The following is a 25,914-nucleotide window of genomic DNA, read 5'->3' as shown; positions in this document are numbered from 1 at the left end:
TTGTCGGTGGTTAATCCCCACGTCGGCTATTGGTGGGGCGGGGGGAGGGCGCGGACGAAAGGTGCCTTACCCAGGGCTGTCCGTTCAAGTCGGTCCGCCAGTTCCACCCTGATGGGGATCGGGGCCACGCCAGCTGTACTCAGTCCTGCTTCCACTGCGGCCCGGACCCCTTGGATGGAGGCTCCGGGCACCATTCCGGCAATGAGGACGTGCAGGCCATGCGGTCCTTGGATTACCTGCCAGCCTGAGGTGCCCACGTGGTCCAGTACGTGGTGGAAAACGATGGGGTGAACGCTGACTGTACCGTCCTTGCCTGGCAGCTGGAGGATGTCTTCGAGGCGTCCTTCGACTTCTTCGAGCAGCTGGAACGATCGCCCACAGCGGCAACCGCGGCCACCGAGCCGAATCGTGTCGGACATCTCGTACCTGATCAGTGGCAGCGTCCGGGAAAACAGCACAGTGGCCAAAAGCTTTGCTCCTGTTGTCCCTGCTGGGACGGGGCTACCAGCCTGGTCCACGGGCTCGATAATCAGCAGGTCCTCATAGACGTGGCGGTTCCGGTACGTGCAGGGTGAGGCTATGCCGGCTGTTTCGGTTGCGGCGTAGACATCGAAAGGGGCACTCCCCCAAACCGCCTGCATTTCCCGCGCGGCCTCCGGAGTAAGCACTTCCGAAGCGGAAACCACTCCTTCGGGTGCTATGTGCAGCCGCCCTTCGCGCTGCTCCACAGCCAGGGGCTTCAGTGCCGAGGCGTAACCCACCAGGATTCTGGGCTGAAACCCGTTCAATGCGGCTACAGTCTCAAGCATGGGTGCAGTGACGTCCAGCCGGAGGGTAGGAACGAGGCCCGAACGCAGGGACGCGCCCACCACGGCTGACTGGTGCGTCGGAACCCGGGAGCTGACCAGCGCCATTTTGAGCGGCCGGGTCAACCCGGCGGAAATTCCGGCCCAGTCGTTGGCCCGGGCGTAGCTGGCCAGGATTATGGCCCATTCCTTGCGGTTCCACACAAAGGTTCCCCGCCGGCCGGTGGTCCCGGCTGTCGCCGCTGCCCGCCACTGGCCCCTCCACGGCACCCCGGGGTCTCCACGGCTCTCGGTCAGGGACCGCAGATGGTCCTCCAACTCCGCCAGTCTGAGGCCTGGGGTGGTGATGGCCTCGTCGAAGTGCTCCATGAGGTCGGCTTTGGTGACCGGCGGCAGCTGGTCCAGGGGAGCATCGTGCAGGCCCGCATGGTGGCGGCGGTAGAACTCCGAGCCGGCGTAGGCCGCGCGGCGCAGCTCCTTCAGGGCATGGTCCTGGTGAGCTCCGATCCTGGCCGAATCCCAATGGTCCCGCTTCCGCCATGCGGCCCGCAGGAACAGCACATGGGAGATGAGGCGCAGATCCATGGCCGTGGCTTAGCGGGTACCGGCCGGCGTGAGCGGCCGGGATGTGCGCGCTGTGGTGGCTTCGGGTGTTTCCGGGCGGGGCAGCCGGAGCCGCTTGAGCAGCAGGGCGTTGACGGCGACCAGGAAGCTGGAACCGGACATCGACAGGGCGGCTATTTCCGGGCTCAGCATGATCCCGGCGAAGGCGAAGACACCAGCTGCGATGGGCAGCGCTATGGCGTTGTAGCCCACGGCCCAGCCCAGGTTCTGCCGCATTTTGCGGAGGGTTCCTTTTCCGATGCGCAGGGCGGTGGGCACATCGAGCGGGTCCGAGCGCATCAGGACCACGTCCGCTGTTTCAATGGCCACATCGGTGCCCGCGCCGATGGCGATGCCAAGGTCGGCCTGCGCCAGGGCCGGTGCGTCGTTGACCCCATCGCCGACCATCGCGACTTTTTTCCCCGTTTGCTGAAGCTGGGCGACCTTGGCCGATTTGTCCCCCGGGAGCACCTCGGCGATGACGGTGTCGATGCCCAGCTGCCCCGCAATTCTCTTGGCCGTTGCCTCGTTGTCCCCGGTCAGCATCACGACTTCGATGCCCGCCTCGTGCAGGGCCGCCACGGCAGGAGCAGCGGTTTCCCTCGCGGCATCAGCCATCGCGATCACCGCTGCGGCCCTCCCGTCGACGGCGACGAGCACCGCGGTGCGGCCGGTTGCGGCCAGTTCATCCCGTACCGCGGCAAGCGGGCCCAGGTCGATCCTTTCATCGGCCAGGAGTTTGCGGTTCCCCACCAGGACACGGCGTCCGTCCACCATGGCACCGGCGCCGTGGCCGGGAACGTTCAGGAAGTCCCAAACAGTCAGGGCGGGGGCGCCGTTTTCACGGGCGTGGCGGACGACGGCGGCGGCGAGGGGATGCTCGGATTCCTGCTCGACGGCGGCGACAAGTCCGAGGAGTTCGTGTTGGTCAATGCCTTCAACGACGACGTCGGTGACTTCCGGTTCGCCCGTGGTCAGGGTCCCGGTTTTGTCCATCACGACAGTGTCGATCCGGGCAGAGACCTCCAGCGCGGTGGCGTTCTTGAACAGGACCCCGCGTTTGGCGCCGAGCCCGGTGCCAACCATGATCGCCGTCGGCGTGGCAAGGCCCAGCGCGTCGGGGCACGTTATCACCACAACGGTGATCGCGAACAGCATGGCCGCCTGTAAGCCGGCCCCGAGGGCGAGCCAGGCGGCGAACGTGACAGTTCCGCCGATCAGGGCGACCAGGACGAGCCAGAACGCGGCGCGGTCTGCCAGCCGCTGGCCCGGTGCCTTCGAGTTCTGGGCTTCCTGGACCAGGGCGACGATCTGGGCCAGGGCCGTGTCTGCGCCGACCTTGGTAGCCCGGACCCGCATGGTGCCGGTGGTGTTGATGGATGCCCCGATCACTTCGGAACCCGCCGTCTTGGTCACCGGCAGGCTTTCGCCCGTGACCATGGACTCGTCGACCTCGGACTGGCCGTCCTCCACCTGTCCATCGGCCGGAATTTTGGACCCGGGCCTGATCAGCAGCAGGTCACCGGTCTGGACGTCGGAAGTGGGGATCTCCACCGTCTCACCGTTCCGGATGACAAGAGCCGCCGGCGGGGCAAGTTCGAGCAGCGTGCGGATGGCCTCGTTCGCCCCGCCCCGGGCCCGCATTTCGAACCAGTGGCCCAGCAGCACAAAGGAAGCCAGGACGGTGGCGGCTTCATAGAAGACTTCACCGCCGCCGGTGAAAGTAACCCAAACGCTGTACAGCCAACCGGTGCCGACGGCGATCGCAACCAGGACCATCATGTCCAGGGTGTGGGCCTTCAACGCCCGGTAGGCGCCGTCGAAAAAAATCCAGGCGGAGTAGAAGATGACAGGCAGGGACAGGACCAGGGCGACGACGTCGTCCCGGAGCCCGAACGGGGTGGGTACAGTGAAGCCGAACATGTCCCGGCCCATGGGGGACCACAATGTCACGCCGATGGACAGGACCGCGGCGACCAGGAATCGGTTGCGCATGTCCTTGACCATGTCATCCATCGACATTCCCGCGTGGTGGCCGCCGTGGCCCATCATGTCCTGTGGGCTCCGGCCCGCCACACCGTGTTTGCCTTGTCCTCCAAGGCTGGCCGCAGGCGGGTGATGCCCGGAATGCGGTTCCGCCACGTCCGGTGCACGAGCGGCATCCATCGTCTCTTCCATGGGATAACAGACATGGTCGGGGACCGATTCGCCCCGGCAGTGGTATCCGCAGTCCCGTACCCACCTGGAAATCTGCTGTACGGTCGTTACCGATGGGTCAAAGCTGACAGTGGCGGTCTGGGCCACCGCGTTCGCCTCGACGGCCACAACTCCGGGCCGCTGGCGCAGCACGTTTTCCACCACCGCCTTCGACGTCGCCCAATGAAGGCCGCGGACTTCCACGACGGTACGTTGCAGCTTTGTTGTCATTGCCTCTCCTCCGTCCGTCATGCTCCTGCCGGACAAACAGTCGGTGCTGCAAGCCGTAGTCGCCCGGTTTGTGGTCACGGCAGGACCGGGCTGACCGCCCGTTTCCTGCCCGCTCCCCGGGCCCACCGGTGCCCTTGGGATTCACTCTCGTCCTTGCCGCCTTGTGTTGTCAGAGTCTTTAGTCACCTTGCCCCGGCTGGTTCTGCCGTCCGGATGGTGGAGGACAAGCCAGTGCGAGGCCAGGACTAAGCCGATGCTGGCCTGCCCAAGGAAAGCGGACGTTCACATCACCTATCCTCCGTCCCGTTCAGAGGGCAAGTTGGCGCAGGTGGCAGTGCTGGATCACTTCGATGACTTCGTCGATGTCGTCAGTGACGCGCAGGAGCCGGATGTCATCGGCGGCGACGAATTCCTGGTCCTGGAGGTGGTCGCGGATCCAGTCAGTGAGCCCTGACCAGTGGTCAGCGCCCATCAGGACCACGGGGAATTCGTGGATTTTTCCGGTCTGCACGAGTGTCAGGGCTTCGAAAAGTTCATCCAGGGTGCCGAATCCGCCGGGCAGGACGATAAACGCCGTCGCGTAGCGGATGAACATGAGCTTCCGGGCGAAGAAGTACCGGAAGGACATGGATAGATCCAGGTAGGGGTTCAGTGACTGTTCACTCGGAAGTTCGATGCCAAGGCCAACAGAGGTGCCTCCGGCGTCACGGGCACCGCGGTTTACCGCTTCCATCAGGCCCGGGCCTCCGCCGGTGATAACCGCAAAACCGGCGCCGGCGAGCCGCGACCCCAGGATTCGGGCGGCTGTGTAGCGGGGATCGTCAGGGCCCGGGCGTGCGGACCCGAAGACAGTCACTGCCTTGCCGAGCCTGCCCGAGAGCAAATCGAAGCCGGCGCCGATTTCGGCCGCGATGCGTTCCATCCGGGCCGGGTCCTCGGCCGGATCGGCCAGGGCTGCGAGCAGTTCGTCATCGGTCATTTTCATGACGATCCCGCTCCGGCGTGCATGCGGCAGTTCAGGTTGTGTTCCCCGACTTCTTCAGTAGTGAGGCGGCCGTCCTCGATGGTGATGACCCGTTTCGCGGCCAGTGCCGAGAGCAGGTTGAAGGTCTGGAAGACGAAGCCGAATTCGCGCAGCCGCAGCCCGGACAGCTGGGCCGGTGCGAGGGTGGAGGTGTCCTGCCCGGAAATGAGGATCCGCCCCGTCGTGGGAGACATGAGGGTCCCGATCATGGACAGCAGGGTTGTTTTACCGGAGCCGGAGGGACCCCATCACGAGCACGATGTCCCCGGACTCCACCTCGAGGGACACGTGCTCAACGGCGGTCACGGCAGTATGGCCAGACCCGAAGGTCTTGGACACGTCCTGGACGGAGACGGCGCTCATGCCCGGAACACTTCGGCCGGATCGATGCGGGCCAGACGCCGGACCGGCAGCAACGATGACACCACGGCCATCACCACGGTCACTGCGAATATCCAGGCAGCATCAAGCGGCCGGATTCTATGGTGGACGTGAAGATGGTCAGGCCGATGACCGTCATGCCCACGGCGATGCCGATCAGCAGCAGAACCAGGAAGATAGGCAGGAACGTGTCCCGGACGATGTTCGTGTTGTTCTCCACGAACCTGTCCTTGGTAATCGCATCCACGGGCGAATCCGCTTCAATCCGCGACGCCACGGCCCCTGCATCGGCGCCCTCTTTGAACGTGACGAGGAAAAAGTTCGTGGCGCCGGGAAGGTGGAGGATGCTTTCGGCATCTTCCTTCGTGGCGAACGCAAACGAGAAGCTAAGGATGTATCCGCCCTCGGAAAAGCCGGCGACTTTCAGCGTCCTGCCGGCGGCCTGGATGGTGTCTCCGAGCCGGATGTTCTCTCTCCGGGCGACGACCCGGCCGATAATAATTTCGCCCTTACCGGGAACGGCTTTGCCCTCGACGACCCTGGCCGGAGCGCCGACGTTGTTCTCCCGGTCAGCGGCGATGACCTGGAGGTTGATGTCCTTGCCGTTGTGCGGGAAGGCGACCCTACGGCCGCTGAAGGGTTTGGCGCTGGCGACCCCCTCAGCATCGGTCAAGACGTCCCGGACGGTCAGGGGCAGTACTGAAGGGGTGTGGAACATGTCCGTCGCGCCGGTCTGGGTGACCCAGTAGTCCGCGGGCACGGTGCGGATGTATTCACCGATCTTGTTGCTCCAGCCCTGGTAGAGGCCCTGAATGCTCATGATGAGCAGCACGCTGAACGCGACCCCGCCGACGCTGATGAGCATCCGGGTCTTTTCCTGGAGCAGGTTCTTTACCGCCAGGAACAGCATGGGGGCAACCCTGTCTCAGCATCCCTGCCCGGGCGCCGGATCATCACGGGCCCTTCTGCAGCTTCGGCCCCGCACTCGCTGGCCGGTGTCCCAGTCGGGGGATGAAGCCTGGAACCTGACGGCGGTACGCCGCGTAGGCTTCACCAAACTCGGTCTCCATCACGCGTTCCTCCCTTCGGGCCAGGCGGAGGTAAACGATGACGAGAAACGGGAACATCAGCAGGGTCAGGAGCGTGGGCCACTGCAGCAGGAAGCCGGCCATGATGACCAGGAACCCCACGTACTGGGGATGCCGGATCCTTGCGTACGGGCCCGTGACCGCCAGGCGGTGGTCCCTCTGGGCCGCGAACAGAACCTGCCAGGACAGGTACAGCAGGATAAATCCTGCCGCGATCAGCAGGTTGCTCAGAAGGTGCAGCGGGTTCAGGTGCGGGTCCTCCTGCCACCCGGCGAGGTCCTGCCACAAGTGACCCGTGTTGTGGCTCAGCAGATCCCCGCCCGGTAGCCGGTCACCCAACCAGCCCGAGAGCAGGTAGATGGTCAGAGGGAACCCGTACATCTCGGTGAAGAGCGCCACGACGAACGCCGAAAAACCGCCCAAGGCCCGCCAGTCCATTTTTGTGCTGGGCCGGACAAAACTGAACGCGAAAACGATGAACACCGCCGAATTGATGATCACCAGCCACCACAGGTCATACCCGTAGTCAGTGGACATTGCCGGTACCTCCTCCGGCCTCAGGGCGGCCGGGCGCTTCCCCGCTGTCCTGCCCGCCGTGTCCCTGGTGAGAGCCACCCTGGCCGCCGTGGCTTCCATGCCCGAACATGCACAGGCTCATCACCAGCACCACCCCCAGATAGGGCAGGGAGTCCAGGATATGAAGCCAGTGGTTGGTGATGAGGTACACCGCCGCCGCCGATATCAGGACGATCAGCAGCGTCTGCGTCCAGGGCTGGAAAGGGCCGCGCACTGATCCGGGGAGTTCAGGACGGCGCGAACCCGGAAGGTTGCTCATGCCTCGATCTTCCGTCTGCAGCGCCCGCCCGGGCTAGGGCCCAAGGACCCCGGTCCACCAGTGTTTATGGGTTGCAGCTGCTGCTCCCCGCCCGCGGACAACGGGCCGGCACTTCAGTCACGGCTCAGCCGAAAGTGCAGGCCTTCCGGCCCGGAGCATGCCCTTGAAGGATTTACCTGCGGGGTCAGTGGCCGGGGCCGGTGTGGTCGCCTGTATGGTCCACCGTGGGTACGGGGCCGGGGTCTACCTCTGCTCCTGTGCCGCTGATGGCCGGGCCGATGACGAACGCGGACAAGGAGAACATTGCGGCGAAGAGGAGCAGGCCAATGGCCGGCGCAAACCAGCTGCCGAACCGCCGGTAGAGCCGGACCAACATCGGAATAGAGGCAAGGAGCCCCAGCGCGCCGAACAGCACGGTGCCGCCGGACCCCGCGACCAGCGCGGTCCCGGCGAGCAGCCCAATATGGTGCAGGACGTGCGGCAGGAGCCCCATGAGCAGGCCGACTGCACCGACCAGTGTGTGCCATAACGCATGGAGCCTGCTCCACAGGCTATGTCCTGAAGGAACCGGGCCCTGCCGGCCCCCGGCGTCCGGAAGATGGTGGGAAGAATGGTCAGCTGTCACGTGCATCGCCGCTCATGAGTGCCGCCTTCCACAGGGTTCTTCACCTGTTGCTCCTAGTGTTTGCCCCTTTGGCTTTCACCGCTAGGGCCGAAGTTCCCGTCCCCGATCATCCACGTGTCCTCATAGATGGGACACACTTGTGCAGTGACTTTCGGCCCTACCCGGCCCTGCTCCGCCGGGAAATCATTACGTGAGACCGCACCGGTCCCGTGAGGAGCTGAGATGAGTACTGCTGGAGCGCCATTTGCCCAAATTGTTGTGGGGGTTGACGGATCGGAGGCCTCCATCGAGGCGTTGCGGCAGGCCCAGCGCATGGCGTTACCCCTTGGAGCCAAGGTCCTGGCCAACGCCTACTGGGACTACCCGCAGGTTTATTCGGGCTACATGTTGATGGGGATCGAGGGCTTCGAAGAACGCGCCGGGCAAATCCTCGATGAGGCAGTCAGGACGGCGTTCGGTGACCAACCGCCGTCGAACGTCGTCTCCAACCTGGTGCGTGGCCACCCGCGGGAATCGCTGATTGAAGCCAGCCGCAACGCCGACATGGTCGTGGTGGGCCGGCGCGGGCATGGAGGCTTTGGCGGACTGCTGCTGGGCTCAGTCAGCTCAGCCTTGGTGGCCCACGCCCACTGTCCAGTGCTGGTGGTCCATACACCGGAAAAACAAGCGGAGACATCCTAGGCCGTGTGGTGCACCCGGCCCGGAAGATAAGGAAGGGCCAGGATCATGGAAAGGATCAGGCAAGTAAAGATCACCGGCACAGGGCACACTGCGGGGCCGAACGGACCTCCTGGGGCCGCCCATCACGGGCTCCCTTTGCACGAGGTTGTCCTGCTGCTTGAAACAGACCCGGGGCAAGGCCTTGCTGCTCAGGAGGTGACCCGCCGGCAGGGACAGTTCGGAGCGAATGTCCTGCCTCGTTCGCGGTCCGGAGGATTTGCACGCAAGCTCGCGCGGCAGTTCAACAATCCGCTGGTGTACGTACTGCTGGCCGCGGCTGTCGTCACCCTGGTTCTTGGCGAGTATCTGGACTCCGGCGTCATCCTCGCCGTCGTACTGGTCAACACGCTGGTTGGTTTTGTGCAGGAAGTCAGGGCAGAAGCTGCCCTCGACGCCCTCCACACACTGGTCCGCACCCGGGCAGTGGTGGTCAGGGGCGGGCAAAGGCTGGAGGTCCCCTCTGAGGAACTTGTCCCGGGAGACCTTGTCCTGCTGGAAGCAGGTGATAAAGTACCGGCCGACATTCGGCTGGTCCGCCTGTCCGGCCTGCGGGTAGATGAGTCCGCCCTAACGGGGGAATCAGAAGCCGTAGCAAAGGACGAGGCGGTCCTGCCCCCGACCACACCCGTGGCAGATCGTCGGAACATGGTCTACAGCGGTACTTTGGTGACTGCAGGCGCAGGCGCGGGCGTCGTCGTCGCCATCGGTGGTGAGACGGAGCTCGGTGAGATTCATCGGCTCATGGGAGCTGTCCGGCCAGTGTCCACACCGCTGACCCGGAAACTGACCCGCTTCAGCATGACGCTTACCGTTGTTATCCTCGCCCTGGCCGCTGTGACCTTCGCTGCGGGAGTGGCACGCGGCCAGCAGCCAGCACAAATGTTTACCGCCGCCGTCGCCCTTGCCGTGGGGGCGATCCCGGAAGGTCTGCCGGCAGCAGTTACGGTAACCCTCGCCATCGGAGTGCGCCGTATGGCCCGGCGCCGTGCCGTTGTCCGCCGCCTGCCCGTGGTTGAGACATTGGGCAGCACCACTGTCATCTGCTCGGACAAAACCGGTACGTTCACCGAAAACCAGATGACGGTACGGGCCCTGTGGACTCCATCCGCCGGTTACGTTGTCACAGGTTCCGGGTACGGCCCGGAGGGTCAGGTTCTTCCGCAGGGGGAGGATGTTCAGGCTGCGGCACCAAAGGCGGCAAAGCATGATGCTGCACTGTACTGGTCGCTGCTGTCAGGAGGCGCCTGCAACGACGCCAAGGTCATCCGCGAGGGACATGTCTGGCAGGCCCAGGGCGATCCTACGGAAGCAGCAATGCTGGTGGCAGCCGGAAAAGGAGGCGTGGACGTCGCCGCGTTCCTTGCCGCAAACCCGCGGATCGATACCCTGCCCTTTACGTCCGAGCTGCAGTACATGGCCACGCTCCACTCCCCAGGACCCACAGGAGGCAGCGGCATTGTGTTGGTAAAAGGCGCGGCGGAAAGGGTACTTGAGCTCTGCGAGGCGCAGATGGACAGCGACGGCGGAAGCGCGCCCCTCGCCAGGCAGGCGGTCCTTGATGAGGTTCACGATTTCGCAGTAAAGGGCCTGAGGGTACTCGCGACTGCAACCATGCATCTGCCGCCTGGAACAGCCTTTGAAGCGGGCAACCTGCACGGACACATGACGCTGACCGGACTTCAGGCGATGTTTGATCCGCCCAGGAAAGCAGCGGCGGCAGCCGTACATGCCTGTCATCAGGCGGGCATAGCCGTAAAAATGATCACCGGGGACCACGTTGGAACTGCGGCGACCATTGCCGAAGCCGTGGGCCTGACCGCGAACCGTTACGACCGCACCGCGCTCACGGGTGCCGAACTGGACGCTATCCCGTCTGATCAACTGCCCCGGGCCGTGGAGCACGCCAGCGTTTTCGCACGCGTATCTCCAGAACAGAAGCTTCGCCTGATCAGAGCCTTACAGTCCCTCGGACATGTGGCCGCCATGACGGGCGACGGCGTCAACGACGCACCGGCGCTAAGGCAGGCAAACGTGGGCATAGCCATGGGGCGGTCAGGAACGGAAGTGGCCAAAGAGGCCTCGGACATCGTCCTGACCGACGACGACTTCGCCACCATCGAAGCCGCCGTTGAAGAAGGCCGCAACGTCTTCGACAACCTGACCAAGTTCATCGTCTGGACGCTGCCTACCAATATGGGAGAAGGTTTGGTAATCCTCGTGGCGATCCTGATTGGAGCAACGCTTCCCATCCTGCCCACCCAGATTCTGTGGATCAACATGACCACCGCAGTTGCCCTTGGCCTGATGCTGGCGTTCGAGCCAAAGGAACCAGGCCTGATGTCCCGCCCTCCCCGGGAGCCTGATCGTCCGCTCCTGACTTGGGCACTCACCCTAAGGATCCTGTTGGTCTCCGCCCTCCTCGTAGCCGGCACATGGTGGATATTCGAAATGGAACTTGCCGGTGGTGCATCCGTTGCCGAAGCCCGGACCGCTGCAGTCAACCTCTTCGTCGCGGTGGAGCTGTTCTACCTGTTCAGTTGCCGTTCCCTTACCCGCTCAGTTTGGCGGATCGGTATCTTCAGCAACCGCTGGGTCATCCTGGGCGTTCTGGTCCAGACGGCCGGCCAGCTTGCACTCACCTACTCCCCGGTCATGAACGACCTCTTCCACACGGCACCCATCGGCCTGGAGTCCTGGTTGCGGATCCTGGGCATTGCCCTGCTCGCTTCCCTTGTTGTGGCAGTGGACAAACGCTTCCGGCGCCACACGTTCTAGCCTGGGAACGCTTCCGGCGGATACGAACACCCAGGGGCTTGCTTCAAGTCTTTGGCAGGAGCCGCACCATGACCAGGCCGGTGACCATAGCCATGGCCACCGCCATCAAAACTGCAGCGCCGACGCCTATGGCAGCTGTAAGCCATATGTCCTGGCCCGGCTGCCACAACGGAGTAGCGACCGCCATAAAAACACCCAGCCCTGCGGCCCATGCTGCGGCATTACCTGCAATCCAGCGCCACGCCCGCGGAACATGGTGCCGCAGTTCGATCCATTGTCCGAGGCCGATCGAAACCAGGAGCACAATAGCGGCCGTGGTTCCTGCCGCTACCTGGGCAGCTGTCGGCCAACCCTGCCAGGCGTTGCTTGCGGACGGCAGCAAACCTAGGGTCCAGGCCATTGCGGCTGCCGCGCCTGTCAACAGGATCCAGCGGCGGATGGAGACAGCAGGAAGCCGGCTACGGAGCACGCGCACCTGAAACCACCCCAGGACCGCGCCCTCGACAAAACCTGCCAACACGAGCAGCAAAAATGTGGCAGCCGGCCAGATAGCGGCGGCAACGAGCTGGGCAACAGCCGGGGCAAGGAAGCCCAGGCTCTCGCCGAGACTTACCCAACGTACCCAGCGGGCCAGGAACGCGGTCCGGTCCGTCACGGCTTTTCCTTCCTCCAACTCCCAGCGCACGCCAACCCCAGCCCCCTCCTTTAGTTCCCTCCCATGGTCAGCGGCGTTCGGACCCTGCCAACAGTGCCGAAAGCCCCGCACGCATCATGGTGGCTGGCGCACGCCATCCAGTTGCGACTTTTGGCCCTACTGTTCCACGTCGATGGAAGACATGCTGGGAACAGGTCCGCAGGGGCCGTAACCAAGGCCATGTACACCACACCTGGAGGCCAGCATGCCACTCTCGGAATTTGAACGACGGGAGCTCGAGAAGATCAGCAGTGACCTCGAGCAGGACGATCCGGGGCTTGCCGTGCTGCTAAGCCAGGATTCCTTCCTGCACCTTGGCAGGACCCGCATCCGTGGCGGCTTGGCCGCTCTCCTGGCAGGCCTCTGCCTCCTCGCGGTCGGGCTGCTTGTCAAGGCTCCGCTGGTGGGGGTCACGGGTTTCGCCGTCATGTGCGCTGCCGCGTACTGGATCACACGGAACCTCCAGGGAATACATCAAAAAGCCAGGGATAACGTCCAGGAGGAATCATGAACCATGGCAAGGACGCCACCTCGGAAGCACAGGCACTTTAGGCAGTCGAAGAGCATCACGCCGACATGCTCAAGGAGCTGAACGTGCTCGTGGGGCTGTTGACGGCAGCTGTCCAGGCAGGCGATGCAGCTGGCGAAGAGAAGGCACAGACAGCACTTCTGGACTGGTGCGACAGTGTACTCATTCCCCATGCACTGGCCGAAGAGGGACCTTTATATGATGGACCTCGCGCTACACCGGAAGGAAAGCTGCTGGTGGAAGGGATGCTGGCCGAGCATCAAGTGATAATCGATCTTGTCGAGGAACTGCGCACCGCCGACGGAATCCCGGCCGCAGTGGCGGGCAGCGCCATCCAGCGGATCTTTGCCCTGCACCTGGATAAGGAGAACCGCCTCCTGATGCCTTTTATTGCCGGCTCGCCTGAGTTGTCCCTTGCAGAATCAGTGAAAGGACTCCACGAGCTGACCGGAGAAACTGCCCATCACCACCGCGGTCACGCTCCGTCTTCCTCCGGAGCGTGAACAACCAGGACAGGGCAGTGGGCGTGGCTGACGCAAGCCGAACTGACAGAACCAGGCACAAAGGCGCCATGCCCCCGTCTCCCCACGATCAGCAGTGAAGCATTCCGGGTCCCCTCGATCAAAAGCGGAGCAGCCCTGCCCTGAACCAGCCGGCCACGCAGAAATTCGGGCCGTTCCCGGCCAAATGCCATCTCGAGGGACTGCTCCAGAACTTCCCTGGCAGCATATTTGAATCCTTCGGTCCCCACGGCGAGGTACACGCCGTAGCCGGGGGGAATGTCCCAGCATGCCCATGCCTCAACGGGCGCTTCAAGAGGTCCGGCCAGCGTGCGGGCTACGCGGAGGACTTCGACGGAGGCATCAGAACCATCGACGCCCACAAGAATCTTCTGCGGTTCCATCGCCATACCCCGTGCTCCGTTCTCTCTACATACCGTTGCTCCAGAATGGACAAACGCGTGGTTGCGCGGCTAGGGCCAAAAGTCATTGATGAACTGTCCAAAAGTAGAGACGACCGGAAGCCGTGGTCTGCAGGGCAGGCGACACCGTTTATTCCGGTCTTTGGTCCCTATCAGTGGATACTTTGCAACGGAAGAATGGGCACCAGGACCTTCACAGGGTCCGCCTTGCACACCAGTGCAGGCTGGGGGCTGATGAAGTTGGGAGCGTGGAGTGCAAAGGCATGAGTCAGGATCGGATGGAGTTACCGATCCCCAGGTAACAATCCGGGTGTTCATACTGGATGACCACGAACTCGTCCGGCAAGGACTCAAAGACCTGCTTGAGGGTGAAGGATTTGAGGTGGTCGGTGAAAGCGGCTCGGCGGCAGAAGCCACGCGGCGTATCCCCGCCCTGCAACCCGATATCGCAATCTTGGACGGACGGCTCCCCGACGGCACCGGGATTGAGGTATGCCGCGATGTGCGTTCCCTCGATCCCCGGCTGCACTGCCTGATCCTGACCAGCTACGACGACGAGCAGGCCATACGCGGTGCAGTCCTGGCCGGTGCATCAGGCTACATCCTGAAGCAAATTCGGAGCGATGACCTCCTCGCCGGAATCCGAAAGGCTGCCGCCGGTGAGTCGTTGTTCCCGGCAGGACTTGAACAGCGGATTATCGATGGCATCACCAAGGCTCCCACCGATCCTCGAATGGAAGCGCTCAGCGCCCAGGAGAAAAAAGTCCTGACGCTGATCGGGCAAGGACTGACTAACCGCCAGATCGGCGATGAACTCTTCCTGGCCGAAAAGACAGTGAAGAACTACGTATCCTCCATTTTGGCGAAACTGGGATTCGAGCGGCGGACACAGGCTGCCGTCTATGTGACCAGAAATGCCCCGGAGGCGGAGTAAGCGTCCGGCGGTGAAGCTGGCAGGCTTTCTGCCTGACGGCATGGGTTACAGATGACCCACAGACCAGATAATGCGGGTCCCTTCCCCCGGCGCGCTGTGAATGGAACAGGTACCGCCCAGCAACTTTGCGCGGTGCCGCATGTTGGCGATGCCGCTGACCCTCGTCGGCTCTTCGAAGCCACGGCCGTCGTCCTGGATCACCAACTCAACCTGGTTTTGGATGACTGATACGGTCACGCCGATTTCCGCGGCACCGGAATGGCGGGCAGCATTGCTCAATCCCTCAGAAAGAACGGAGAGCAGGTGTCCAGCCACATGTTCCGGCACTGCATCATCCACCGGGCCGGCGAAAACCAGTTTTGGTTCCACCCCATAGCTGCGGGAATGATGCTGCACCACCCGTAAGGCGCGGCTGGTGAGCGGCTCGCGGTCTTCCTGCCCTGTCCGAAGCGAGTAAATCGTGTCCCGTAGCTTTCTGATGGTGTCGTCGAGCTCAGTGGTTACGGCTGCAATCCGTTCATGCGCAACAGGGTCCAGCGTATAGCGGCGCAGGCTCTGAATACTCAATCCGGCGGCGAAGAGCCGTTGAATAACCAGGTCATGCAGATCGCGGGCAATGCGTTCCCGGTCAGTGAACAGGAGATTTTGTTCACGGAGGGCATGGACCCGCGCCAGGTCGAGCGCCAGCCCAATCCTGCTTCCGAACAGGGTGCTGGACTCCAGCTCAGCTTGATTGTAGCCAGTTGAGCCCTGGGGCCGGGCGAGCAGCAACACACCGTTCTCACTGGTGCTGTGGCCGATGGCGCACACCAGCACCGAACCAAGCTTTTCCGCCACCTCGTCACCGAACACCTGCTGGGGATCCCGCACCACCAGCGACTCCCCTGTTTCGATAACTCTGGCGACCACGCCGGAAGCGGCAATTTCCTCCCCCGCCTGCAGGCCCTGTACCCCTAGGCAGGACCTGCACCTGAGGACGCCGTCACCAGATGGAACGGCAATCACAGCCAGCACGGAATCGGACACCCTCAGGGCGGTTTCAGCAACGAGGTCGAGGTTGTCCGCATCTCCTGGATTCGGCGTCAGGATCAGCCGGCTGCTCAACTCCATTCCGGCTTCGAGCCACTTTTGACGCCGTTTGCTCTCTTCAAAGAGGCGGGCATTTTGAATCGCAACGCCAGCGGCGGCAGCCAGGGCTACCGCAAGGTCTTCATCCTCCGGCGTGAAATCCTGCCCGCCGCTCTTCTCGGTGAGATAAAGATTCCCGAACACCTCGTCCCGCACTCGGACGGGCACTCCGAGGAAAGACTTCATGGGTGGGTGGTTGGGCGGGAATCCTGAGGTGATGGGATGCTTGCCCAAGTCATGCAGGCGTAACGGCTTTGGCTCCCGGATCAACAGCCCCAGGACACCATGCCCTGTTGGCAGATCCCCAATGGATCTTATGCCTTCGTCGTCAATTCCCACAGTGATGAAATGGCTCAGGCTGCGGTCCTCGCCAATGACTCCCATTGCGCCGTACTTGGCGCCCACAAGCTCACAGGCAGACCGCACCAAACGGTCCAGAACGGCTTCCAGGCTCAAATCCTCAGCCAGGGACACAACGGCGGACAGCAGGCCGTTCATCCGTTCCTGGGTCTGCAGCAGTTCATCCGCACGGGCCACAAAGCCCCGCAGAAGATCCTCCGCCCTTTCCTTCATCGGGGAACGCCACGGCTCAGTGCTCATATCCGACCTCCTGTGAAACTGCCCGCGTCCTTGCGGGCTGGTGTGTTGCAGGCGTCAGGCCAGTCTACGAGTTAGGCAAAATTAACGCTGCGGGACCTTCTCCCCTACCCCGCCCGGGTTCTCGGCCCTAGGCTACGGCCATGGACACAGCAGCAACAGAACCCGAAGCGGAGACCCTTGGCCTTCACGAATGTTGGAGATACCTCAGGTCAACGTCCCTCTGCAGAATCGCCTTCCCACACGGCGACACGGTGGAAATCTTCCCCGTCAACTACGTACCAAGCAACGGTACCTTGCTGATACGCACCGGTGAGGGGACGAAACTGGATGCGGTATCCGGCCGTAAAGCCGTGTCATTGGAAGCCGACGGGCTGAACCAGTACGGCACCATCGCGTGGAGCGTGGTGGTGAAAGGCCACGCTGCCGCCGTGGAGGACACTGAAGAGTTCCAGGATGCCGCGGATGCCGGTTTGTCCCCTTGGCAGGCGGGACCCAAGAACAGCCTCATCCGGGTAACACCTGAGGAGATCTCCGGGCGAAGATTTGTCATCGCCCCGCCCACACACTGGTGGGGCCCCCAAGAGGCCGACAAAGCCTGAGAAACAGGACGGGACTGTCGAACGTCAGCACCAAGGAAGGCAACCAATTTGGACGCCAACAAGCCCATCGCCGTCGGCATCACCGGCTCCTCCCCTTCCAGTGCGGCCCTGCTCTGGGCAGCTTCCCGCGCCCGCCGGCTCAAGCTGCCGTTGACGATCCTGCATGTCCTTGACGACCGCTGGATGGCAGGTGAGGCACTGGAGGCCCTCCCGTATATCGACGTGCTGCGCAAGTCCGTGCAGGACATGCTGCGGGAGGCGGAAGAACGCGTCCGCAGTACGGAACCGGACCTGAAGGTTTCCGTTGAACTGCTGGAAGGAAGCATCGGGGCATCACTCGGTGAATATTCAAAGCATGCCTCCATGCTGGTCTTGGGCAGCAGCGGCCATTCACGCGGCGCACTCACTGACCGGGCGCTGCAGGCAGCCGCCGTCGCAGAATCTCCGGTTGCCGTCGTCGGAACCGGGCAGGACAACGGGCATGGCATCGTCGTCGGTGTGGACGGATCGCGGGAGTCCACGCAGGCGGTATCTTTCGCCGCGGCGGAGGCCGATGCGCTGGGCGTGGAACTTACGGTCGTTTACGCATTCACTGGTCCGAACCGCTGGATCAAGGCGGGGCTCCCATCCAGCAGCTTCGCCGAACATGTCATGGAAGAGGAACAAATCGTCCTGTCTGAAACTGTGGCCGGACTCCGGCAGGACTACCCCGGCCTGGCAATACACGCCGTACTGGAAACTGTCGTGGAACCAGCCGAGGCCCTGGGCCAGGCAGCCGCCAACGCGAGGATGCTGGTGCTGGGCAGCCGCGGCAGGGGCAGCTTCGGGCGGCTCCTGCTGGGATCGACCGCGCATGCAGTCCTGACCCGGCCTCCCTGCCCCACGGTGATCACCCGCCTGAAGAAGACCCCGCACGAGAAGTGATGCCACGAGGAGGCCGCAGTGCGCGCATGGTGGGTGGGCCGGCCCGGGCCCATGTCCAGCCGTCCTTTAGTGATGGGTGAGCGGGGGAACCCGAGGCCCAAGGCCAATGAACTCCTGGTCCATGTGAGTGTGTGCGGAATATGCCGGACCGACCTTCATCTTGCGGAGGGGGACCTCGAACCCCGTCATCAGAATGTGGTACCGGGACACGAAGCCGTTGGTGTGGTGGCTGAAACCGGATCTGACAGTTCAAGGTTCAGACAGGGCGACAGGGTTGGCGTAGCCTGGCTCGGCGGGGTGTGCGGCAGGTGCGCATATTGCCGGCGGGGTGACGAAAACCTGTGCGTGGCACCCGTCTTCATGGGATGGGACAGGGATGGCGGCTACGCGGAGCAGATGACCGTTTCGGAGGACTTTGCCTACCGGATTCCGGAGGTATTTGCCGATGAAGAAGCGGCGCCGCTGTTGTGCTCGGGAATCATCGGGTACCGGGCCCTGAAACGGGCAGAACTGCCCCCTGGCGGACGCCTAGGCATCTACGGCTTCGGAAGCTCCGCGCACCTGACAGCGCAGATGGCGATCTACCTGGGCGCGTCCGTCTTCGTCATGACGCGCTCCGAACCGGCCCGCTCGCTGGCGCGCGACCTTGGCGCAGAGTTCGTTGGCGGTGCTTACGACGTTCCACCGGCACCCCTTGATGCCGCTATTCTCTTTGCACCCGTTGGCGAGCTGGTGCCCGTGGCGCTGCGCGCCCTCGACCGTGGTGGAACCCTCGCCGTCGCCGGAATCCACCTCAGCGACATCCCTTCCCTTAACTACACCGCTGACTTGTTCTACGAGCGCCAGCTGCGCAGCGTCACTGCCAATACCCGCGGGGACGGCCATGAGTTCCTGGCGCTTGCGGCCGAAATCCCGCTGGTACCCACCACGACCACATATCCGTTCGAGGACGCTGACAGGGCGCTGGATGACCTGGCAGCAGACCGGATTACCGGATCCGCTGTCCTCCTCCTTCCATCATGAGTGAAGCCGGAGGTCAAAGGTCTTTGGGCCCTGTTGAGTCATCAGCACCCACCATAGGATCGGGACATGACCGACAAGAACATGGTGCCAGAAGCAGAAATCCTCGACACCGAGGAGTGCTGGAAATTGCTGGGCCACACAAGTGTGGGACGGCTTGGCGTGGTGGTGGATGGCCAGCCGGATGTCTTCCCGGTGAGCTTCAAGCTTGACGGAGAGGGCCTAATTTTCCGGACCGGCAGTGGAACCAAGCTGCGGGCCATTGAAGCAAACTCCCTGGTTGCCTTGGAGGCGGACAGCGTGAGTGCCGAATTTGGCCTGGCCTGGAGCGTGGTTGTCAAGGGCAGGGCGGTTCAGGATGATGCCGCGGGGCCGGCACTGAATGAGCCACGCCGTGGCCTCTTTCCCTGGCAGGGGGTCGGTCAGGACCACCTTATCCGGATCGTTCCCCAGTCGGTAACGGGCAGGAGGTTCACCATGTCTGCCGCCGGCACGTGGCGGACTCCATTGGATGAGGCCACCCGGGCCGGGTTCGAGTAGCCCGGACCGTCGTGGTGAACGGCGGGGAGCCCTGGACTGTTGCCCGCTTTTTTTCGGGTTCCGACACGGCCTATGGCATTTACCGGGCCGCGGAACGAATGGCGTCAGGCTTTGGACCGATGGAGGTCCGAGTGAGCAAGAGCCAGGTTTCGTTCCGCCGCCGGCGTGGCTTCGCGTATTTGTGGCGTCCGGGCGCTTACATAAAATCCGTGGTTCCCGTGGTCCTGTCGCTGGCGCTTCCTTACGAGGCGGAATCGCCGCGGTTCAAGGAAGTCGCCCACCCCTCTCCCTCAATCTGGATGCACCATATTGAGCTTCTGAACAGCAGCGAGCTGGACGCCGAGGTGGCGGAATGGATGCGCCAGGCCTATGACTCTGCCGGCTGAGGCGGTGGCAGTGGATCCGTTGAAGGCTTCCTGCCGCCGTCCCCGCGTGTCTCATCACCGCTGCAGCATCGCCCGAAGTTCCTCCAGCAGTTCAAGCTGCCGGCTGTTGATTGCAATCAGCCGGTCGATTTCTGCCTTTGACTGCACATCCGTCTCGTAATCGTGGCGTGCCATTGCGGCCGCGATGGCATCCTGGCGCTTGGCGGCAATCAGCAAGATGGCGCCCTGAAGCCCCGCGAGCATTGAGAGGAAGAGGTTGAGGAGTATGTAGGGATAGGGGTCCCAGGCATCTGTTGCCAGGACATAGGAATTAAGTGCTGCCCATCCCGCCATAAACACCATGAACAGGCCTACGAATGTCCAGCTGCCCATGCCGTTGCGGAGAATGTCCGCCGCCCGCTCGCCGCGGCTCAAGCTCTCCTTGTGCCGCACATGCCAGGTAGTTCTTCGTTCGCTCATGTGCCAAGGGTATGTGGCAGGACGCCGGCCTGCCGCTGGGATCACAGCACGCGGGCCAGCGGTGGCAGACTGCGAATCAGTAGCCAGGCCAGTGCGAACGAACCGGCCACACCTCCCGTGGCCACAATGGCCGCCTTCACCTCGGCGGCTACGTCCAGGGGACGCAGAGCAACCGCAAATCCAATGAGCACCGGCCCCTGGACCAGGAATGCGGCATAGGTACTCCGCCGCAGCGCTGCTCCCCACCGGTTGAAGCTCCACACATGCTTTTGCGCCGCGCCAAGGATCCAGATTGATCCGAACACAGACAGAGTGCTTTCAATAACGGCGAAAGCCAAAGCCAGCCGGTTCCATCCGCCCAGTAGGTGCTGCAATGTGCCCAACCGATACGCCAGGAACAAGAGACCCGCTGTTGCCATCACCGCGAAGACCGTGATGGTGCGGCAGCGCCGGTGAAGGCTTCGGGGGATTTCCGTCATCCACCCCCGCCCCGATGCCACAATCCCCAGGATGAACAGCGCCAGGCAGACGGGCCATTCCCAGGGGTTGAGGTCAGTGACAGTCTCCGTCCCGAATGGGTAGGCCAGCCGGACAACGAACGAAGCGGCTGCCGCCCCCGCGGTGATCAGCAACAGCCAGCCAACACCGGGGCCGCGGCTTCCGTGCTTCTTCAGGCGCCTGGCGGTCCCGGGCGGCGGAAGCCGCATCAATGCCTCCAGTCCGGCATAAGCAAGCGAAAAGATCAGGAGCACGCCCACGAACCACAAGGGACCGGCGTCGATATACCCTTCCTCACTGAGGAACTCCTCCCAATAATCGCCGGGTGCCTTGCCCAAGGGGTGGTAGAGCGCATACATCAGCGCCGGCCACAGGAAGAGTGTGAAGACAAGGAACGGAAGTCCTAACCGGAGCAGGCGGGCGCGAACAAAACCTCGTATCCCGTTCCGCTGCAGGGACGGGGCCGCCAACAGCCCGGCCATCAGGAACAGCAGGGCAATCATGAACAGCGCGAACGGTCCGACCAGGACCATAAGGATAATCTCGGTTTCCGGCTGGAGTACTGTCTCCTGCACATCGGCGTATGACCACCATTCGTCATAGCCGGCGTATCCCAGCACGCCGTGGATGGCGATGATGGCCGATATAAGGACCACCTTCAGGTTGTCCAGGGCTTCCACCCTCATTGGCGGGACCGGCACCGGTGGACTCTGCGTGCCCATGCAGCCATGCTAGTAGCCCTACGCGGCCCGGATCAGGGCCGGAAGGCCCCGTGTTCAGACGTAACTTGCCGGCTTGGAGAGTACGCCAGGAGGCAGTACCTCACCTAACTGCCGAAACGCCCACCCGCAGGCTGCCCGCCGACGTCCCGTGGAGGTGGCGCCCGTCGCCCAGGGCGCGAAGCGCGTTCAAGATAGTAGCCAGGTCCACCAGTTCCTGCAGGAGGGCGCCGGCCACAGCAGGAATGTAGCCCAACACTGCTGCCACCATCAGGCCTATGCTCAGCAGGATCCCCGTCCAGATGCTTGCCAGCGCTATCCGGACAGTGCGCTGGCCAATGTCGACGGCCAACGCCGCTTTGGACAGGTCGTCGAGCATAATGACGACGTCCGCTGACTCACTTGCCGCCGTTGACCCTTTGGCTCCCATCGCAATGCCGACGTCCGCGGCGGCCAGGACTGGAGCGTCGTTGACGCCGTCACCCACCATCATGACCGGACGTGCCCGCAGTCCCGCGACGACGGACACCTTGTCCCCGGGGAGGCATCCCGCCTGGAACCGTGATATTCCTGCCTCGGCGGCGATCTGTTCGGCAGTGGCCTGCGCATCTCCAGTGAGGAGGAGCGTTTCCTGGACGCCCAACCGGCGCAGCTCCGCCAAAGTTCCCACTGCGTCGTCCCTCAGCGGATCGCTCATGATCAGGGTACCCGCGAAACCGCCGTTGATTCCCACATAGACCGCCAATTGCCCGCCAGCCACCACGGCCTCCTCGAACCCCGAGGTGACGGACCTGACGAAGCCAGGTTTGCCCACCACCACGGTCTGGTTTCCGCAGGTGGCCGTGACGCCCTGGGTTGCATGTTCGAACGCATCCCTTCCCTCCAGCAGGTCCAGTCCACGTTCACGTGCAGCATCAATGACGGACGAGGCGAGGACATGTGAAGAGTACTGCTCCGCCGAAGCCGCAAGCTGCAGGAGCCGGTCCTCGCTGATCAACCCGGAAGCTGCATGCGAAATCCTGATGCTGTGCAGGGTGGGACGGCCGTACGTGAGTGTGCCGGTCTTGTCGAACACTGCCGTCCGCACGCGGGCGAGGTGCTCAAGGGTTCCGCCGTTCTTAACGATGATGCCCGAGCGTGCAGCCCGGCTGGTGCCCGCAAGGAACGCAACTGGAGCGGCGATGAGCAGCGGGCAGGGGGTGGCGACAACAAGGACTTGCGCAAACCGGCCCGGGTCTTGGCTGACGTACCAACCTGCCCCTGCGAGGGCGAAAGCGAGGAGCGTAAACGGAAAGGCATACCTGTCGGCGAGCCGGACCACGGGGGGCCGGCTCGATGCCGCTTCCTGGACCAGCGCCACAATACGGCTGTACTGCGAATCCTTCGCTGTCGATCTTGCCTTCATGTGCACGGCGGTTTCGCCATTGACTGATCCGCTGAGCAGCATGTCGCCCCGGACGTGCTCCACCGGCATACTCTCGCCCGTCAGGGTGGATTCGTCGAAACTGCCGGTGGCCGTGAGGAGAAGTCCGTCCACGGGAAGAACCTCTGACGGTTTGACCATGAGAATATCGCCCGGGCGGACAGCCTCCGCCGGGATGTCTTCGGGGGACAGGCCCGGCAGCTGTCTATGGGCTGTCTGCGGAACGCGCTCAAGCAGTGACCTAAGCTCCCGCGTTGCCCGCCCGTGCGCGACCTCTTCCAGCGCTTCCCCTCCCGCCAGCATCAGCACGATAATCAGCGAGGCCACGTACTCCCCCACCGCCACTGTGGATGCGATGGCAGTCACAGCCAGGAGATCAATTCCCCACCGGCCCCGCAGTAGCGATCGGACCATGGCGACGGACCTAAACGCGGCAGCAAGGACGGCGTAAGCGCTCGCAGCCCACCTGGCTGCCGGCCCCTGCCCTGCCGAAAGGAGGACAGCGACGATCAGCCCGGCAGCCAAGGTAGCGGCCACCAGTGGAAAACGCACAATCAGACGTGTCAGCGGTAAGCGGGCCATGCCATTGACGCTAGCTGGCTTGGGGAGACGGGGGGCGGGTGATAATCGTTGGAGAAGGCAGGCGCTCAAGGACCTTTTCGGCGACGGAACCGACGGGTTTGCGGAGCCCGCCCCGTCCCCGGCGGCCGATCACCAGAAGGCGTGCCTGCCCAGCGGTCTGTACCAGTGCATCGGCAGGCGAAGCTTCCGGGACAACCGTCTCCAGCATAGTCAGCGCCGGATAGAGATCACGAATGCCACGGGCAACTGCTGAGAGCAACATTCCGGGGTCCCCTTTCGGGATGTCACCACCCACGCCGCCCAGCTGATTCGCCACGGTCGGCGAAGGCGAAGCATGCAGCACGGTCAGCGCCGCATCCATCCGGTCTGCCTCCTCCGCGGCCACTCCCAGAGCAATTCGAGAGTCGGCGGACCCATCGAAGCCCGCTACCACCCCGGTCCGCCCGGTCCCGTCCCCGGCGGGGATGACGGCGACTGGGCTTTGACACACCATTGCGGCCTGGAAACTCACGGACCCGAATCGCTCCCCCCGGCCGTCGGCCGGCCTATCCGAACCTAGAACCACCATGTCGGCGTACGCGGACAACCGGCTCAGCATCACCGCCGGCTCACCAGGCCGCCACTCGGTCACGATCTCCAGTGACGGGTGCCGGGCGGAGACTCTCGCCCGTTCACGGGACAGCACCATCTCTGCCTGTGTCACCGCTTCGGCATATTGGGCAGGACTCCGGAAATAGGAACGCTCCGGAACCGCCCTCATCAGGTGCAGGCGAAGGCCGCGGTCATCGGCTCTTTGTGCAGCCCAATCCACCGCTTGCCGTCCGGCATTTGAGTCATCAGCCCCTGCGAGTACGTCGTGTACTTCCCGTCCCCGGTCCATGGCCCCAGTGTGCCTCTTACCGCGGGAATTGCCAGTGCCTTAAGCCCCGGACATAGGGGTTCGGGGCTTTCGTCCCTGTTTTCTGGTCGAGCGGGCAAGGACGTGCACAACGCCATTCTTGAGGTGGGTGACTCTCTTGATGGACGGGTCGTAGTCAACATCAGCAACACGGTTGATGTCTCTAACTTCGACGGATTGATTACGCCGCCGGGAACCTCCTCAGCCGGAGAGACAGCGCGCCTGTTGAACGGACGCGCGGACGTGGTAAAGGCGTTCAACACAACGTTCGCCACCACCCTTGAGGCTGGCAGCGTGGCTGGTCAGCACCTGGATGTGTTTATCGATGGCGACTCCGAGCAGGCCAAAGAAAAGGTCAGCGCTGTGGCAGCAACCGGCGGCCTAAGGCCTATCGACGTCGGGCCGCTGCGACGCGCACGCGAACTTGAAGCGTTCATGCTGGTGGTCATTGGGCTGCAGGTGAGTCCTGAACACCAGCACTTCAACTGGGATACTGCACTCCGGATATTTCCTTAGGAGCAGGTCCGCAACAGTGTTAACAAGCCCGTAGTTGTTGGAGTCGACGGTTGCGAATACTCCCCCTTTGTCCCTGCGGCTGGCGGGAAAGTTTGCTTCCCTTCTGGAGGCCCCGTTACGGGTGGTCACATGCCTGGGAATGTCCGACTTCTACCTTCCCGCCCACCTGCCACCAGGGTATATCGACAGCGCGGTGAGCTTGAAGCCGTTGCCAAGCGCCTCATGGAATCCGCCGGCCAGGGTCCTGGTGGATGAAAGCCGCAACGCCCAGTTGCTGGTTGTGGGGCGGCGGGGCCACGGCGGCCTCCTCGGCCAGCTCATGGGTTCGGTCAGCGCATCATGTGCGGCTCATGCACATTGCCCCGTGCTGGTGGTCGGCGAGGAAGCGGAGGACGCCGCGTAGCTGTCCCGGTTTCCTCGCTCGGAACCACCATAGCGGCCTTGAAACCAAGGAAACCCCATGCACCAATCACGGAGCCTGCAGGCGCCGGGGTCCGGGACTTTCGCCCCTTACCGCTGCGGCAAGGGTGGACGATTCTTGGAGGGAGGCCGTCCTCGTGCCTAAAACAACAGCCAACCTAAGGGAGCCGTTATGAAAGCCATCGTCTACGGTGGGCCCGGCAGGAAATCCTGGACAGACGTGCCCGATCCGACGATCCAACACCCGGGTGACGCCATCGTCAAAGTGGACACAACCACCATCTGCGGCACCGACCTGCACATCCTCAAGGGCGATGTTCCGGCTGTCAGGGAAGGGCGGGTCCTGGGCCACGAAGGAGTGGGAACCGTCACCGAGGTAGGACAGTCTGTGACCGGCCTTAGGCCGGGTGACAGGGTAATCATTTCCTGCATCAAGTCCTGCGGCCATTGCGCAAACTGCAAATCGGGGCTCTATTCCCACTGCCTGGGTGAAGAGGGCGCGCCCGGGATCGGCTGGGTCTTTGGCCATTTGATCGATGGCACCCAGGCTGAGTACGTGCGGGTTCCCTATGCGGACAATTCCCTGCACCTCCTGCCTCCCGGGGTGACCGACGAACAGGCCGTCATGCTCTCCGACATTCTCCCTACCGGCTTTGAAATCGGCGTGCAGTACGGCCGGGTAAAGCCCGGTGACACTGTGGCGGTGATCGGAGCCGGTCCGGTCGGCTTGGCAGCCATCGCCGGGGGTGTCAAGTTTTCTGTGTAAGGGACCGGTCGGTTGTCCGGTCTGCCGGGTGGTCAGATCGGGAGTCGGTTGGGGAATTGAACGGCGAAGGCGT

General features: G+C 63.3%; 27 protein-coding genes and 2 pseudogenes. 13 read left to right on the top strand and 16 right to left on the bottom strand.

The window, feature by feature from the left end; translation table 11 throughout:
- Positions 1-26: 26 nt before the first annotated feature.
- From AC5RTT_RS09550 to AC5RTT_RS09510, 9 genes are all read right to left on the bottom strand, one after another.
- Positions 27-1,391, bottom strand: coding sequence for a phenylacetate--CoA ligase family protein (locus tag AC5RTT_RS09550; RefSeq protein WP_494144988.1), 1,365 nt, complete (start codon positions 1,389-1,391; stop codon positions 27-29).
- A gap of 9 nt (positions 1,392-1,400) precedes the next feature.
- The gene (locus tag AC5RTT_RS09545; RefSeq protein ID WP_494144987.1) at positions 1,401-3,836 is read right to left on the bottom strand and encodes a heavy metal translocating P-type ATPase; all 2,436 of its coding nucleotides are present in this window, start codon (positions 3,834-3,836) and stop codon (positions 1,401-1,403) included.
- Positions 3,837-4,143: 307 nt separating this feature from the next.
- Entirely contained in the window at positions 4,144-4,815 is a 672-nt protein-coding gene (locus AC5RTT_RS09540; RefSeq protein WP_494144986.1) for an LOG family protein, read from the bottom strand.
- Positions 4,816-4,817: 2 nt separating this feature from the next.
- Positions 4,818-5,069 carry a hypothetical protein gene (locus tag AC5RTT_RS09535; protein ID WP_494144985.1) on the bottom strand — a complete coding sequence of 84 codons (252 nt, stop codon included), beginning with the start codon at positions 5,067-5,069 and terminating at the stop codon, positions 4,818-4,820.
- 16 nt (positions 5,070-5,085) lie between these two features.
- Positions 5,086-5,223 carry a hypothetical protein gene (locus AC5RTT_RS09530; protein ID WP_494144984.1) on the bottom strand — a complete coding sequence of 46 codons (138 nt, stop codon included), beginning with the start codon at positions 5,221-5,223 and terminating at the stop codon, positions 5,086-5,088.
- 79 nt (positions 5,224-5,302) lie between these two features.
- Complete coding sequence (locus AC5RTT_RS09525) at positions 5,303-6,151, bottom strand: ABC transporter permease (RefSeq protein ID WP_494144983.1); 849 nt, start codon at positions 6,149-6,151, stop codon at positions 5,303-5,305.
- Between the two features lie 43 nt (positions 6,152-6,194).
- Positions 6,195-6,866, bottom strand: coding sequence for a methyltransferase family protein (locus AC5RTT_RS09520; RefSeq protein WP_494144982.1), 672 nt, complete (start codon positions 6,864-6,866; stop codon positions 6,195-6,197).
- The gene (locus AC5RTT_RS09515; protein ID WP_494144981.1) at positions 6,856-7,164 is read right to left on the bottom strand and encodes a DUF2933 domain-containing protein; all 309 of its coding nucleotides are present in this window, start codon (positions 7,162-7,164) and stop codon (positions 6,856-6,858) included. The genes AC5RTT_RS09520 and AC5RTT_RS09515 overlap by 11 nt, the downstream gene beginning before the upstream one ends.
- Positions 7,165-7,348: 184 nt before the next feature.
- The gene (locus AC5RTT_RS09510; protein ID WP_494144980.1) at positions 7,349-7,795 is read right to left on the bottom strand and encodes a hypothetical protein; all 447 of its coding nucleotides are present in this window, start codon (positions 7,793-7,795) and stop codon (positions 7,349-7,351) included.
- 216 nt (positions 7,796-8,011) lie between these two features.
- Here AC5RTT_RS09510 and AC5RTT_RS09505 point away from each other — a divergent pair, with 216 nt between their 5' ends.
- On the top strand, positions 8,012-8,470 hold the full coding sequence (locus AC5RTT_RS09505) for a universal stress protein (protein ID WP_494144979.1): 459 nt from the start codon (positions 8,012-8,014) through the stop codon (positions 8,468-8,470).
- A gap of 45 nt (positions 8,471-8,515) precedes the next feature.
- Positions 8,516-11,284: an HAD-IC family P-type ATPase gene (locus tag AC5RTT_RS09500; protein ID WP_494144978.1), complete on the top strand. Its 2,769-nt coding sequence runs from the start codon at positions 8,516-8,518 to the stop codon at positions 11,282-11,284.
- 43 nt (positions 11,285-11,327) lie between these two features.
- Here AC5RTT_RS09500 and AC5RTT_RS09495 read toward each other — a convergent pair whose 3' ends face one another.
- A complete protein-coding gene (locus tag AC5RTT_RS09495) occupies positions 11,328-11,939 on the bottom strand; it encodes a hypothetical protein (protein WP_494144977.1) in 612 nt (203 codons plus the stop codon).
- 244 nt (positions 11,940-12,183) lie between these two features.
- Between AC5RTT_RS09495 and AC5RTT_RS09490 the strand changes: the two genes are divergently transcribed.
- The gene (locus AC5RTT_RS09490; RefSeq protein WP_494144976.1) at positions 12,184-12,489 is read left to right on the top strand and encodes a DUF3040 domain-containing protein; all 306 of its coding nucleotides are present in this window, start codon (positions 12,184-12,186) and stop codon (positions 12,487-12,489) included.
- A 56-nt stretch (positions 12,490-12,545) separates the two neighbouring features.
- Positions 12,546-13,010 (top strand): annotated as a pseudogene (locus AC5RTT_RS09485) (hemerythrin domain-containing protein); the annotation flags it as partial.
- Here the strand turns inward: AC5RTT_RS09485 and AC5RTT_RS09480 are convergent.
- Complete coding sequence (locus AC5RTT_RS09480) at positions 12,983-13,417, bottom strand: universal stress protein (protein WP_494144975.1); 435 nt, start codon at positions 13,415-13,417, stop codon at positions 12,983-12,985. The pseudogene AC5RTT_RS09485 and the gene AC5RTT_RS09480 overlap by 28 nt on opposite strands.
- 322 nt (positions 13,418-13,739) lie before the next feature.
- Between AC5RTT_RS09480 and AC5RTT_RS09475 the strand changes: the two genes are divergently transcribed.
- Positions 13,740-14,363, top strand: coding sequence for a response regulator (locus tag AC5RTT_RS09475; protein ID WP_494144974.1), 624 nt, complete (start codon positions 13,740-13,742; stop codon positions 14,361-14,363).
- A gap of 45 nt (positions 14,364-14,408) precedes the next feature.
- Here AC5RTT_RS09475 and AC5RTT_RS09470 read toward each other — a convergent pair whose 3' ends face one another.
- A complete protein-coding gene (locus AC5RTT_RS09470) occupies positions 14,409-16,091 on the bottom strand; it encodes a GAF domain-containing sensor histidine kinase (RefSeq protein WP_494144973.1) in 1,683 nt (560 codons plus the stop codon).
- Between the two features lie 140 nt (positions 16,092-16,231).
- On the opposite strand from AC5RTT_RS09470, the gene AC5RTT_RS09465 reads away from it, so the two are divergent.
- From AC5RTT_RS09465 to AC5RTT_RS09445, 5 genes are all read left to right on the top strand, one after another.
- Entirely contained in the window at positions 16,232-16,690 is a 459-nt protein-coding gene (locus tag AC5RTT_RS09465) for a pyridoxamine 5'-phosphate oxidase family protein (RefSeq protein WP_494144972.1), read from the top strand.
- 48 nt (positions 16,691-16,738) lie between these two features.
- Positions 16,739-17,614, top strand: coding sequence for a universal stress protein (locus AC5RTT_RS09460; protein WP_494144971.1), 876 nt, complete (start codon positions 16,739-16,741; stop codon positions 17,612-17,614).
- 18 nt (positions 17,615-17,632) lie between these two features.
- Positions 17,633-18,637 carry a zinc-dependent alcohol dehydrogenase family protein gene (locus AC5RTT_RS09455; protein WP_494144970.1) on the top strand — a complete coding sequence of 335 codons (1,005 nt, stop codon included), beginning with the start codon at positions 17,633-17,635 and terminating at the stop codon, positions 18,635-18,637.
- Between the two features lie 66 nt (positions 18,638-18,703).
- Complete coding sequence (locus AC5RTT_RS09450) at positions 18,704-19,174, top strand: pyridoxamine 5'-phosphate oxidase family protein (RefSeq protein WP_494144969.1); 471 nt, start codon at positions 18,704-18,706, stop codon at positions 19,172-19,174.
- 11 nt (positions 19,175-19,185) lie between these two features.
- The gene (locus AC5RTT_RS09445; protein WP_494144968.1) at positions 19,186-19,560 is read left to right on the top strand and encodes a DUF5655 domain-containing protein; all 375 of its coding nucleotides are present in this window, start codon (positions 19,186-19,188) and stop codon (positions 19,558-19,560) included.
- A gap of 54 nt (positions 19,561-19,614) precedes the next feature.
- Here the strand turns inward: AC5RTT_RS09445 and AC5RTT_RS09440 are convergent, their stop codons facing one another.
- The 4 genes from AC5RTT_RS09440 to AC5RTT_RS09425 form a co-directional block, all read right to left on the bottom strand.
- Positions 19,615-20,019 (bottom strand): DUF1003 domain-containing protein, encoded by a 405-nt coding sequence (locus tag AC5RTT_RS09440; RefSeq protein ID WP_494144967.1) that lies wholly within the window; start codon positions 20,017-20,019, stop codon positions 19,615-19,617.
- Between the two features lie 41 nt (positions 20,020-20,060).
- Positions 20,061-21,239 (bottom strand): acyltransferase family protein, encoded by a 1,179-nt coding sequence (locus AC5RTT_RS09435; protein WP_494144966.1) that lies wholly within the window; start codon positions 21,237-21,239, stop codon positions 20,061-20,063.
- A 100-nt stretch (positions 21,240-21,339) separates the two neighbouring features.
- Positions 21,340-23,241 carry a heavy metal translocating P-type ATPase gene (locus AC5RTT_RS09430; RefSeq protein ID WP_494144965.1) on the bottom strand — a complete coding sequence of 634 codons (1,902 nt, stop codon included), beginning with the start codon at positions 23,239-23,241 and terminating at the stop codon, positions 21,340-21,342.
- A 10-nt stretch (positions 23,242-23,251) separates the two neighbouring features.
- Complete coding sequence (locus AC5RTT_RS09425; protein WP_494144964.1) at positions 23,252-24,121, bottom strand: universal stress protein; 870 nt, start codon at positions 24,119-24,121, stop codon at positions 23,252-23,254.
- 102 nt (positions 24,122-24,223) lie between these two features.
- Between AC5RTT_RS09425 and AC5RTT_RS09420 the strand changes: the two genes are divergently transcribed.
- The 3 genes and pseudogenes from AC5RTT_RS09420 to AC5RTT_RS09410 all read left to right on the top strand — a co-directional run.
- Positions 24,224-24,655 carry an NADPH-dependent F420 reductase gene (locus tag AC5RTT_RS09420; RefSeq protein WP_494144963.1) on the top strand — a complete coding sequence of 144 codons (432 nt, stop codon included), beginning with the start codon at positions 24,224-24,226 and terminating at the stop codon, positions 24,653-24,655.
- Between the two features lie 139 nt (positions 24,656-24,794).
- A complete protein-coding gene (locus AC5RTT_RS09415; RefSeq protein ID WP_494144962.1) occupies positions 24,795-25,058 on the top strand; it encodes a universal stress protein in 264 nt (87 codons plus the stop codon).
- 189 nt (positions 25,059-25,247) lie between these two features.
- Positions 25,248-25,817 (top strand): annotated as a pseudogene (locus tag AC5RTT_RS09410) (alcohol dehydrogenase catalytic domain-containing protein); the annotation flags it as partial.
- Positions 25,818-25,914 lie beyond the last annotated feature (97 nt).

It is taken from the genome of Arthrobacter sp. Y3221157, assembly GCF_059089865.1.
This window is presented reverse-complemented; position numbering and strand designations above follow the sequence as displayed.